General features: G+C 50.0%; 11 protein-coding genes and 1 pseudogene. 6 read left to right on the top strand and 6 right to left on the bottom strand.

Features of this window, described 5'->3' with window-relative positions; translation table 11 throughout:
- The first annotated feature begins 91 nt into the window (after positions 1-91).
- Positions 92-397, top strand: a complete 306-nt coding sequence (locus GE278_21730) for a DUF1471 domain-containing protein (GenBank protein ID QLK63421.1) — start codon at positions 92-94, stop codon at positions 395-397.
- A gap of 508 nt (positions 398-905) precedes the next feature.
- Complete coding sequence (locus GE278_21725; protein ID QLK63420.1) at positions 906-1,166, top strand: transcriptional regulator; 261 nt, start codon at positions 906-908, stop codon at positions 1,164-1,166.
- An 80-nt stretch (positions 1,167-1,246) separates the two neighbouring features.
- On the opposite strand, the gene fabV is transcribed toward GE278_21725, so the two are convergent.
- The 5 genes from fabV to GE278_21700 all read right to left on the bottom strand — a co-directional run bounded on the left by fabV (position 1,247) and on the right by GE278_21700 (position 7,350).
- Positions 1,247-2,443 carry an enoyl-[acyl-carrier-protein] reductase FabV gene (gene fabV / locus GE278_21720; protein QLK63419.1) on the bottom strand — a complete coding sequence of 399 codons (1,197 nt, stop codon included), beginning with the start codon at positions 2,441-2,443 and terminating at the stop codon, positions 1,247-1,249.
- A 185-nt stretch (positions 2,444-2,628) separates the two neighbouring features.
- Positions 2,629-3,504: a 4Fe-4S dicluster domain-containing protein gene (locus tag GE278_21715; GenBank protein QLK63418.1), complete on the bottom strand. Its 876-nt coding sequence runs from the start codon at positions 3,502-3,504 to the stop codon at positions 2,629-2,631.
- Complete coding sequence (locus GE278_21710; GenBank protein ID QLK63417.1) at positions 3,504-4,349, bottom strand: DMSO reductase; 846 nt, start codon at positions 4,347-4,349, stop codon at positions 3,504-3,506. The genes GE278_21715 and GE278_21710 overlap by 1 nt, the downstream gene beginning before the upstream one ends.
- Positions 4,350-4,351: 2 nt before the next feature.
- Positions 4,352-4,972 (bottom strand): dimethylsulfoxide reductase subunit B, encoded by a 621-nt coding sequence (dmsB, locus tag GE278_21705; GenBank protein ID QLK63416.1) that lies wholly within the window; start codon positions 4,970-4,972, stop codon positions 4,352-4,354.
- Positions 4,969-7,350 carry a molybdopterin-dependent oxidoreductase gene (locus tag GE278_21700; GenBank protein QLK63415.1) on the bottom strand — a complete coding sequence of 794 codons (2,382 nt, stop codon included), beginning with the start codon at positions 7,348-7,350 and terminating at the stop codon, positions 4,969-4,971. Before GE278_21700 ends, dmsB begins: the two co-directional genes overlap by 4 nt.
- A gap of 411 nt (positions 7,351-7,761) precedes the next feature.
- Here GE278_21700 and GE278_21695 point away from each other — a divergent pair.
- A pseudogene (locus tag GE278_21695) lies at positions 7,762-7,953 on the top strand (MFS transporter).
- A 346-nt stretch (positions 7,954-8,299) separates the two neighbouring features.
- Positions 8,300-8,635, top strand: a complete 336-nt coding sequence (locus tag GE278_21690) for a hypothetical protein (GenBank protein ID QLK63414.1) — start codon at positions 8,300-8,302, stop codon at positions 8,633-8,635.
- Between the two features lie 168 nt (positions 8,636-8,803).
- Here the strand turns inward: GE278_21690 and GE278_21685 are convergent, their stop codons facing one another.
- Positions 8,804-9,406 (bottom strand): hypothetical protein, encoded by a 603-nt coding sequence (locus GE278_21685; protein QLK63728.1) that lies wholly within the window; start codon positions 9,404-9,406, stop codon positions 8,804-8,806.
- A gap of 72 nt (positions 9,407-9,478) precedes the next feature.
- Between GE278_21685 and GE278_21680 the strand changes: the two genes are divergently transcribed.
- Both GE278_21680 and GE278_21675 read left to right on the top strand, forming a co-directional pair.
- Positions 9,479-9,637: a hypothetical protein gene (locus GE278_21680; GenBank protein ID QLK63413.1), complete on the top strand. Its 159-nt coding sequence runs from the start codon at positions 9,479-9,481 to the stop codon at positions 9,635-9,637.
- 195 nt (positions 9,638-9,832) lie between these two features.
- Positions 9,833-12,235: an ATPase gene (locus GE278_21675; protein ID QLK63412.1), complete on the top strand. Its 2,403-nt coding sequence runs from the start codon at positions 9,833-9,835 to the stop codon at positions 12,233-12,235.
- The last annotated feature ends 1 nt before the right edge of the window (position 12,236 follow it).

The following is a 12,236-nucleotide window of genomic DNA, read 5'->3' as shown; positions in this document are numbered from 1 at the left end:
ACGAATATTTCAGATTGGTCATCCATCCTGGTTTAGTAAAGGCACTGCCGGAATAACCGATGTAGAACTTGACCTGATGAGGGGTAAATCCATGAAAAACTTAGTGAACGATATCATCTCCATATTCTACCCCAAGACGGTTACGCCTGTTTTGGTTCGCACAGGATTATCGCATCGTGAAATCGCCTCGCTGCACGCCGTCGGCGTGACCACGGTTTCCTGGGCAACCTCCATGGAAGAACTCAACAACGCATTTGTTAAAAAAGCGTTAGACGCCGGGGCTGCCGGTTATCACATTACCAATGTGGAATCGCACAAGCCGGGCAAAGAAGATCAGCATGTCATGGCTGCGACCGCGACCTTCTACCATATCAATCATAAAGCGGCTTATGACTGATGTTTCAGGTTAGCCGCGACGGAATAAAAACCCCACTCTCACTTTTCGGCGGGACTGGGGTTTTTCAATGTAACCCAATGCAACGCATAAACTTTCTCTGGAAAGCAAACCACAATTACGCATGTAGCCTGTTGGTTTACCTCTCTCTATTACGTTATAGTGCGCCCGCAGCGGCAAAATCCGCAGCCGGGTTTCGCAGCCTGAATACTAAACCAGAAACACATATGTGATAATTATGTGTTGAGCCTCGTTGTACCTGTTAAACACAGAACTCGTGTTTGCATTTTCAATGGTGGCTCAGGCGGGGCAACCTTCGGGTTGGCCGGGTTTCTGGTTTGTACCGGTACTGCGAACCTTGTCTGAGCTACCACCAATATTGAGTTTCGCAGCTCTTGGGGTGGTTAAATTAACAAACCAGAGAGTAAAACGATGAAACTATCACATAGCCCGACTTTTCTGCCCTTCTGCTCCTCTGTTCCTGCGCGTTCAAAAACAGGAGCATTTCACGATGAATAATCAGGACTGGCATCAGGCCGATATCATTGCCGCATTACGCAAAAAAGGCACAACGCTGGCCGCCGTTTCCCGCGCCGCCGGTCTGAGCTCCTCGACGCTGTCGAATGCGCTCGCCAGACCCTGGCCAAAAGGCGAAATCATCATTGCCCAGGCGCTGGGCATCCACCCCAGTATCATCTGGCCGAGCCGTTATTTCCATCCCTTTACCCATGAACTGATGCAGCGGAATCCGCGTGCGGCGAACAGCGTTTAAGTAGGATAAGGCATAAAAAACCCCACCCACACCTTTCGGCGGGAGTGGGGTTTTCATCAATCAACTACCTGAAATTCAAATTACATCTGAACCAGATTTTTGATTTTCACGTCAGGATTGGTGTCAGCGGCATAATCGACGCCGTCCAGACCAAAACCGAACAGACGCATGAATTCGCTTTTGTAACCGACGAAATCCGTCAGTTCGGCCAGCGTTTCATTGGTGACGGTATCCCACAGTTTACCGACTTCGCCCTGCACTTCTGGCGTAATTTCTTTCAGGTCAGCACGCAGGCGGCCTTCTTTATCCAGCAACGGTGAAGTGCCGTACAGGCTGTCTTTGTACAGACCATAAACCTGTTCGATACACCCTTCGTGCGTGCCGTTCTCTTTCATCACTTTGAACAGCAGGGAAAGGTACAGTGGCATCACCGGAATAGCGGAGCTCGCCTGAGTCACAACGGCTTTCAGCACGGAAACGCGCGCGTCGCCGCCTTTCTCAGCCAGTGAGCGGCGGATATCCAGAACGCGTTTATCCAGATCCTTTTTCGCTTCGCCGATTGAACCGTTCCAGTAGATGTCCTGCGTGATTTCTTCGCCCAGATAGGTGAACGCAGTGGTTTTTGCGCCATCAGCCAGCACACCGGCAGCGTTCAGGTCGTCAATCCACATCTGCCAGTCTTCGCCACCCATGACCGCGACGGTACCTGCGATTTCTTCAGGAGAAGCCGGTTCCAGCGTAGTTTCATTGATGGTTTCTTTATCGGTATTCAGGCCGCGAATGGTGACCTGTTTGCCGATAGGTTTCAGTGTGGAGTTGAATACTTCGCCGGTTTTCGGATGAGTACGGCGCGGCGCAGCCAGGCTGTAAACCACCAGATCAACCTGACCCAGATCCTGTTTAATCAGCTCGATAGTTTTTTGCTTCACTTCATCAGAGAATGCGTCGCCGTTGATGCTTTTTGCATACAGGCCTTTCTCTTCAGCGAATTCTTCGAAGGCGGCAGAGTTGTACCAGCCAGCCGTCGCGGTTTTGGATTCGTCGCCCGCACGCTCGAAGAAAATGCCCAGCGTGGCAGCATCGGAGCCGAAAGCAGCGGAGATACGTGCAGCAAGGCCGTAGCCGGTAGAGGAGCCGATCACCAGGACTTTCTTCGGACCGCCGTCGATTTTGCCCTGACGGGTCACATAGTCGATTTGCTCTTTAACGTTTGCCTTACAACCTTCTGGATGGGCAGTAACACAGATAAAGCCACGGATGCGTGGTTTGATAATCATATAGACCTCATTGCAACTGTCTCAGTAAATTGGCCGATAGAATATAGGTTTGCGCCGTTTCAGGCAAAACCTGACGCTCTGTCGCCCTGTAAAAAGACTTCTCTGCAGCGAAAACAGACTACTTTTGGGCGGAAAGACTAAAAATTGAGCCAGAAGTGTAACTCAGTTTCGTCGGGATTTTCATCTCAGGCTTCGCGCATTCCATAAGGATGACGGCGGCAAACCGGACACGCGTTTTCCTCCTCTGTCCAGGCGATATAGATTCGGCGACATACCCCGCAACGGGTTTGTTCAACCGGGAAAATGCTGATTGTACTTTCCCGGTTTTCACGCACGGATAAAGCGCGGTCGAAGCACACCGCCTCGCAGTTACCACAGCCGGTGCATTTAACCGGGTCCAACGTCATGGAGAGATCATCCAAGCGGATAGCCTCTTCAGGGCAACTTCTTGCACAGGCACCGCAGAGCGTGCAGCGGCTTAGGTCGAGATCAGGACTGTATTCGCTAAACTGTGTCAGCAGGGATCGTCTGATGCGACGTCCCGGTGTCACGCACCCGGTAAAATTCCCTGCATTTTTAAGATGCAGCCAGTGACGGCGCGAACCGTTTAGCGTTTGTGGGGAAGGCGGAACAATATTCCACAGGGGTTCACACATCTGTCTCAATCGGACGTTCAGCGCCGCGACAGCCTGAAACCAAACAGAAGCGGTATCGGGTTCCATTTCAACCAGACGAATACCGTACTCACTGTGCCACATCAGTAATTCTTCCGTACATGGCGCAACCGGACTGAACGGCGACACCAGCCGGTTATCGCGATAATGCCTTTGCGCAGGCGCAATGCCCTCAACGGCATCGACCGGGCAGTTAAAAAGACAATACCCGCAGCCGATACAGGCGTGCGGGTTTATCTCCATCTTCCCTTCTGCGGTTAACGTGAAAGCGCCGGTCGGACAGATTTCTGCGCAGGCCCTGCACCGGCTGTGTTTCACCGTATTGCGCACGCATACCCGTCCGGCGCCGGTATAGCGCGGACGGGTTTCAGTCGAAAATACCTTCATCAGTTAATGGTAAAGAAGCTAAAACGCAGCATAATTTCGGCCAGCACCACCAGAATGCCACCTGTTACCAGCAAACCCCGCCCGATACGATGAGTTTGCAGGCTACAGGTCGTCACAGCAGTGCCGACCGTCAGAATTATCCACGCGATTAAGCGGGTGGTGCCTGACTGCGCAAAAGCAATCAGTGGCTGATGAGGGAAAGTCACCGCATCTGTGCTTACGTTGTGCAGATAAGTCAGATACAACGGTTGTTCCAGCAGGCGCACCAGCGTGGCAGCAATCAGGATGCCACCGCAGACAACGGCTAAACGCCGTGCCTGTTGCCACGGCAGCCATGGGCATCGCGAAATCCGCCAAACGGCGACAATCGCGCCAAGGCTGAGTGCCGTTGCATAAAACATCACGTAAGTATTGAAGTGCATCCAGGTTGCGACTGACGAATGCACGTAAATTGCGCTCATACAAAACAGATCAATCACACCCAGCAGTGAAGCGATCAGCATAAGCGCGGTGACAACACGTTTCGACACCAACGCAATCAGCGTAGCCAGCCCCAGCATTCCCAGATAGAGACTGGCGAAGACAATTTCCCGGCTAAGCCAGGAACTGCCGATATGGCTCAGCGCATGAAATGCATTTAGCGGATACCCCAGATGTGCTGTCGAGGTCATCAGCCCCAGCGCCCCGGCAACAAAAGCCAGCAACATGGCCGGTATCGCCACCCGCCATTTTTCCTGCGTGTTCAGGTTATCAGCGCCATAAATCAGCGTAAAAGTCGTGAAAATTGTGCTGCCTACGGAGAGCTGGATAAGCAATGTGAAGATAATCAGTGGCCATTCCTGCATGATTATTGACTCCCTTTTTCTGCACCCTGGTGCGGTTTAATGACAAGGTTAGGGTGAGTCAGCGCAGAATCTGGCAGCCCCTGAACGTCACAGAGACTGCCGTATTTCGCCCGTAATTCATCGATCGGACCAAACTTGATCGCACCCAACGGACAAGTCGCGACGCACACGGGTTGCTCACCGGCTGCCTGCAAGTCAACACAGAAATCGCATTTCGACATCTGGCCGGTTTTCGCATTAAGCTGCGGGGCACCGTAAGGGCACGACCAGGCACAGTATCCACAACCCACGCATTTATCAGTGTTGACCCGCACAATGCCGTCACCGGGACGTTTATGCATCGCTGTGGTCGGGCAGTTTTTGGTGCAGACCGGATCCTTACAGTGGTTGCAGGAAAGCGATAAAGTATAGGCATATACGTTGTTGGTCATGCCACCCTGCCCTGTCGGGATAAAACCGCCACCTTTGATTTCATAAATCCGTCGGAAACGACGCCCGACTTCAAGGTTGTTTTTATCCTTACAGGCGACCTGACAGGCTTTGCAGCCGGAGCAACGTGAAGAGTCAATAAAGAAGCCGAGCTGACGGTCGCTGACCGATGGGTAATCAATAAACTGGCTCATGCTTTAACAACCTCCACAAGCATAGTTTGATGGGAATTCCCTTTTGCCAGCGCGGTGATACGCGCCGAACTGAGTACGTTGGCGCAACCGCCATGATCGACACCATTGGCATCAGGCTGCCACCAGGCACCAGCCTGCATGGCCACCACGCCGGGCATAATTCGCTGCGTCACTTCCGCGGGAATTTGCGTTACTCCGCGATCATTGTGAATACGCACGCTGTCGCCCTGCGCAATGCCGCGTTGCTGTGCATCAGCCGGGTTGATCCATAATTTTTGTATCTGAACTTCCTGCAACCACGGGTTGGCATACTGCGTAGAGTTCGCGCGGTTTTTGCCTTTCCACGTAATCAGCTGCAACGGGAATTTTTTTGCGAGTGCATCTTCAGGCCCTTCATGAGCAGGCACGTAATGTGAGAGCGCCGGAATTTCCGGGTTGTGCATGTCATATAGACGGCGGGAGAAAATCTCGATTTTCCCTGAAGGCGTCAGGAAAGGATGATTTTTGGGATCGCGGATATTGGCTTCATACGCAATATAGGGTTCGCTTTTAAACAGATGACGGCGCGTCACCTGTAGTTCCTCAAAGGTCGGCAGTTTTTCATCTGGCATTGCCTGACGGGTATTTTCCCAGATGTGGGCAATCCATTCTTTCTCGGTACGTCCCTGGCTGAATTCTTTTTCGACACCCAGCTTGGCTGCTACTTCGCGCAGCCAGTCGTAATCAGACCGGCTTTCAAATGGCGGCTCGATCAGTTTTTCAGATAGCATCAGGTAATTGCCGGTGCCCCAGGTTTCGCCGATATTCCAGCGTTCCATAAAGCTGGTTTCAGGCAGCAGCAGATCGACATATTTCGCGCTTGGAGTGAGGTAAAGATCACTAGCAACAATGAATTCAATTTTGGATTCATCTTCCAGCACTTTGGTTGCCTGGTGGATATCTGGATTCTGATTCGCCAGATAATTTCCCGCCAGCGAGAAAAGGATACGGATATTGCTGTCGAGTTTCTCCCCGCCGGTCAGTCCGACCTGCGGCGTCACCTGACTCGCATCATCCGCGGCCTGCACCCAGTTCATTACTGAGATTTTTTGTTTCACCGGATTATCCGGCATCTCCGGTCCCGTGGTGAATTTACGGTTACCGATACCGCCGTAGCCGCCCGCCCAGCCGCCTTTAATACCCACATTGCCGGTAATGGTCGCCAGCAGCGTTGAACCGCGTGCGGTGCGTTCGCCACAGTTATGTCGTTGCGGTCCCCAGCCCTGAATCAGTGCCGCCGGTTTGGTCGTTGCGTAATCACGCGCCAGTTGCCTGATGGTTTGCGCAGGAACATGAGTAATGACTTCCGCCCACTCTGGTGTTTTTCTGACGCCATCTTTCGCGCCAGTCAGATACGCTACCAGCGATTCATTAGCGGGCACCCCTTCGGGCATAGAATTTTCGTCAAACCCAAGCGTATAACGTTCGATAAAGGTTTTATCATGCAGATTTTCGGTGATGATGACGTACATCATCGCATCCATCAGCGCATTATCGGTTGATGGACGCAACGGGATCCATTCATCAGCCAGAGACGACGCAGTGTCGGAATAGCGCGGATCAACCACAATGAAGCGGGTACCGTTTTGCTTCATCTGCTGAAAATAGTGATTGGTGTGACCAAAAATAGTTTCTGTCGGATTATGGCCCCACAGGATCACCAGTGACGTGTCGACCAGCGTATCCAGCGAGTTACCGCTCGCAGCCGTGCCGTAAGTGTAAGGCGTCGCGGCGGCCGTGTTGCCCATACTCACGGAATGATAATAGCCGAGATGACCACCGGTCAGATTCAGCAACCGGCGGGCCATGGTATCGCCGGAAAATGTACCGCCGCTGACGGCCGTTCCCACATGCACATAACGCGATGACGGGCCATATTTTTGGGTAATGCGTTGGAGATTTTCGGCGATAAGCGTCGTGGCTTCATCCCAGCTGATCCGGACGAATTTACCCTCGCCGCGTTTACCCACGCGTTTCATCGGATACTTTAGACGATCCGGATGGTAGACAAATTTGCGGTAACTGCGGCCACGGACACAGGCACGCATCACCGGCATTTGCGGGTCAAGCTCGGCATCTGGCCGGGTCGTAATCTGAATGACCGCGCCATCCTGCACATGCGCACGGATATCGCATTTCCCGCCGCAGTCGAAAGTGCTGCAAGTCGGGATGACATTAACTGGAAGCTGAGATACACCTAAAGGAGTAAGGGCAGATTTCTCTGCCGCATGCGCGAATTTAAATCCAACCAGTGGAAGCGCAGCCACCAAACTACTTACTTTGACAAAATCACGCCGGGTGACGTGTGAAATGATGTCACTTTTATCTATATTTTTCATAACATTGGCTCAGAAAAAAATAAATTATCCCACGCTTAACCCAAATTCTTCTTTGTGGGAAATCAAGTCAATGCTGGTTATTACTTACTTTTGGGTAAATATATTTATCTTTTAATCTTTTCGGCACAGGTAATATATAAGGAAAATATTTATTTAACCTGAATAATAAATACCATGAATATAAAGTCATAAAAAGGTTACGCCCTTCCCCGTAAAAACCTGCCAACAGTTGTCCGTTTCTCTTTATTTCACCTGTTATCTGTCAAAATCCTGATTTTGCGTTAAATTATTATGACGTGACCTGCATCTGTGACTGAGAAAATAAACAGCGGCGGTCGGAATGAAGGGGCGAAAGCCTCGCTGTCCACGGAACCGCTGGTAAAAGTGATTGCCTTTATTACCACTTTAGGTGTGTTCCCGATGCTGCTGGAAACCTTCGGGCTCACGATGTCCTTCTTCACCTTCGCTGCTATCGGCGTCGGCGGCGGGATATTTGCCATCATTTTCGCCCCAGAAACTCAGGGCAAAACGCGGGAAAAAATCGAAAAGTATTTTAAAAAGAATCTTCAGGATGTCCCTGCCCCGCAAGAGGCCGGAATCTAACGCACCACAGGCGCAGGGAAGCGCCTTTTCCCTCTTTCAAGCTCATAGTATTTCAGGCCAACTCACCGGCTTAACCCTTCCTTCGCCCTGACAAATCATAATAATTAGCCCCACTCTTAACAGGGATTCTCGTGACTGGATGACGAATAACAACTTCAAGGATAGAAAATGAACAAGCTGACATTGCTGACAGGCGCGGTCATATTTTCTCTGACTGGCCTGAACGGCTGCGCCACCACTCCGCCCGACAGTTCGCCGCAGGTCGTTTATCGTATCGATGACAATCGCTATATCACGATGGAGGAATACTACAATAGCAGGAAATGATAAAAGCCTGAAAGATATTGTGAGCCAAATGGGACAACCAGGGGAATATCAAAATTATAAAAAATTGGTGTTTGTTGCATGTCGTGAGGAGAAACGTCCTGGTACATTAGCACCAGTAAAACGTACCGGTTTGAGTGATGGATATGAGATAAGATTTTCTGATTCATCATTAGATGATCAAGTAATAGATAATCCGAGAGTAAAAAGAAATACTGATGATACAGATGTTGATGATGTTATCCCGTTTGATGGCTATTTAGTTTATGAAATTAAAACGTTAACCCTGGAGGAAGGCAAAGTTAGCGTTTCAAGTGAGATGATTGAAATTGCACCATATATAAATAAGAATACCTGACAGGCTCAGGTCAAAAAAACCAACAAACATTGCTAAATGCCGGGGACAGACCGTCCCCGTGTATGCGGCTACTCAGGCTGTCCCTTGCGTAGCAGGTGAATAAATTCGAAACCCGCGCGCCCGTCGTAAGAAGCAGAGTATGAGGCGACGCGGTAACTACAGGGAGCGTCAACAGCCTAATGGAGCGGTTCTTCCTAAGTCTAAAAAATGAGTGGGCAAATAGAAATTACCCGTCAGATTAACATTGCTCGTTCCGCAGTTTATAAAATTATCAGGGAGCCATTTTAAAGGTGCTAAGACGCGAATTGGTTTATTATCATGTGATATAAGGTAAGCTTCCTCATCAGAGCGTAATAATTTCCTGGCTTCAAAAAAATAATATTTCCCGCTGGGTCCTTTAGCCTTAAAACTACGTACTCCATAAGTGTTTTCAAAAGAAAGGTAATCAATAACCCCCTGTTCTAATAATGTATTCAGTCGTTTGTTGTTTATCGTCAACTCCGAAGAAACAGCGTGTTTTTCCTTTATACACTGTTTTACCTGTTGGTTGAATTTGTCTATACATTCAACTGATGCATCCTCCAGCTTACTAAAGCGTTGTTCCTCACAGATAAATCCGGCCTGAGGCCCCCAGGAAGCGCTCTTCCCTTTAATATGAAATCCTTTAGTCGGATATCCTGATTCGATTAACTCAGTTGCTAAATTATCTACGGGACGGATAGATATAATGCAGTTTATTTCACTGAATAGATCTTCTGTAGGTATAATCAGACTGCGTCCTGTACTTTACCCGCCATCTCCTGATTAAACCCACGGCTTGATCAACAGCAGTACGGCACGCCGCTGTATCGCTGCTTTGGTCTGGACGTGACGGAGTCCTTGCTGCCACTAATCTGGCCGAAATACGCCCTGCTGGCGCAGCAAAGTTTGGTGCAACCGGCTAAACAGCAACTGATTGCTGCGCTAACGTCTGCTACGCCCGGCTATTTAGAGAGAAAGTAAGGCGTGGGTAAATTCAAGCATGGCTTAAGTTTTGTGTAGGTAAGACGTGTAATCACATAAATCCCTATTTCTGATATGGTTTTATCCGCATTAGCGTCTTTTCGCTCTCTCAACCTCAACACTTAATTCAACGGACTCTGGCGGTCTTATTGTTGCGGCTGGTGGGCTTTACATCCCCGTACTGAGGGTTCTGGCATGGGATTTTGGCTGTTAATTCCCGTTGTGATTGTTATTTTCTTTCTATTTATCAATAAGAGAAAATCGGCTGACTGGAGGATCCCAGCCCAAAGCCTGACCGATATAAATCGCTTTTCCGATAGTGCTGCTCTGGTGGAGAAAGGCAAAACAGTGAATAAAACTGACTCTGATATTTCCCGTACGGATGACGATGATGAACTCACCACGTTTACTCTGGGAGACTGGCGACTCATCCCCTATCAGGCAATCGAAAGTCCGCCACAGAAAGATGACCACGTGTTGACGCCTGATAACTGGCGGCTTATCCCCTATCAGGCAATAGAAAGCCCGTCACAGAAAGTGGAATCCGTTAAGCGCACAAAAAATGCCCGGTGGATTAAACCGGGAGAAATCTGCGTGGTTCAAAATAACGTTATTACTGGCGGGAATTTCTATTACGGCGGTGAGTTAAAACACGCATCTTCATTTGGTTATTATGACGACGACAGTAATGACGCGTCATTGCTTAACGACCTCCTGCCCATCACCCCTGCATCCAGAAACTATCAGGATGAATCCCTCGGCTATTGGCCAAGATTCTCTGCCCTGTCGCCCGCGTGCCGCGGCGCTTATCTTAACTGGCTGGCCACTGATCGCACCGACTCATCCTGCCCTATTGGCTACGTTTTTATTTATTTCTACGGGCTCGAACGTCGGATCCTTATCGATGGCAAACAAGGTCTGGTGAATGATGATGAGTTCAAAGCAATATTTGAAGAAGTTCGCCGGCTGGGAGATGTGTTTTGGGAAAACTATTCTTTCAGAAACTATTCCGCCCGCTTAATTGACGTCATGCTGGTTATCAGGCCAGAGACTGTGTCACTCGCGCCGGAGTCGGGTTTGCCTTTAACGAATGAATCGCTGTTCTTCCGCTATCAGCTGGCAAATACAGTGAATAAAGGATCACCGGTATCCGCAGAAATGGCGCTGGCCTGGATCAGGTATTATCCCCTTTATACATTGCGTACTCCCGCCCGCCGATGCGAAGCCGAATTTGCCGCGTTATTTAAACAACGTTACGTTGAAAAGTTGGGTGCGGGTCTGCTCGTTAAACCCAATAAAACGCGTCTGAAGCTTGAATATTCACCCGCCAGCAGCACCATCATAGAAGCGCGGCTTGATCAGCCTGATTTGCCGGACCCAAGCATGTTAAAAACACCGGTGCAAAAACTAATGAACATCGCTGAAGACTCAACCGATGCTCTGGAAGGTTACAGCCGATATCTCGGTAAGAAAAATACTTCGGCTAGTGATGTTGCTGCGGTGATATTGCTTCCCGACGAAATCCTTTCCGACAGCGCAACAGAGATGATCACGCATTTTAAAATCTGGGCGGATGAATGCATCGAAAACCAGGAGGGATTAGCCGCTCTGGAGGAGTTCTGGACCTGTCTGGGACTCCCCGCGCCAGCCAAAATCAATAAAAAAGAATCTGATCTCATTCTGGGATTTGTTCATAAAGCAGGCTATGGCATCGCGCCAGATACCCGCTACCATCATGCAAAACCTGAGCCGGACGGCCACATCGTGTTATTCCCCGTTCCCTCACGGGAAGCATTAGTGCCCTCAGCGGGATTTGCGGCCGTAGTGCTCGCTTTGCAACTCGGCGCACAGATGGCACAAATCGATGCCGGTGTGGATACCTGCGAACGCGAACTGTTGCTGCGGATTATCGTGAATAACCGGTCGCTGTCTGCCGCAGAAAAGCGTTCTTTACGGGCTTATCTCGTATGGCGACTGGATTCACCCACCAGTTCTGCCGGGCTGAAAACCCGCCTCGAGCAACTGAGTACGCAGGAAAAATTGGACATCGCGGAGGTCATCGTCAGCGTTGCCTGTGCCGATGGCAGAATTGCACCTGTGGAAATTAAGCAGCTGGAAAAAATCTACGCGTATCTGGGACTGGAGAGCAGCACGGTCACCAGCAATATCCATCGTTTTTCCGTTGCAGTGAAAAAAGTCCCCGCTTCACCTTCAGCAGACACGCCGGGAAAAGGTTTTTCGCTTGACGAAAACCTGCTTGCCCGGCACGAATCAGAAACCAAAGATGCGCGCAATTTACTCAGTACGATCTTCATCGATAACGAGACCGGAGAGCAGGAAGAGAAAGACGCCGTCGACATCAAACCTGCGATACCGCAGCTCGATGAAGCACATCATCAGCTCTATCAGCATCTGCAAAAGCAAGAAACCTGGGCGCGTGATGATGTCACTCAACTGTGTGACCGGCTGGGCCTGATGCTCAGCGGCGCGATTGAAACCATCAACGACTGGTCTTACGAACGGGTTGATGCGCCAGTGCTGGATGACGACGTGGAAATCTACGTCGACATGGAAATTGTTCAGGAACTCGAAGGATAAA

Source organism: Enterobacteriaceae bacterium Kacie_13 (assembly GCA_013457415.1).
In the GTDB taxonomy this organism is placed as follows: Bacteria; Pseudomonadota; Gammaproteobacteria; order Enterobacterales; family Enterobacteriaceae; genus Rahnella.
Note: the sequence above shows the minus strand (reverse complement) of the source record. Positions and strands in the feature narration are given on the sequence as shown.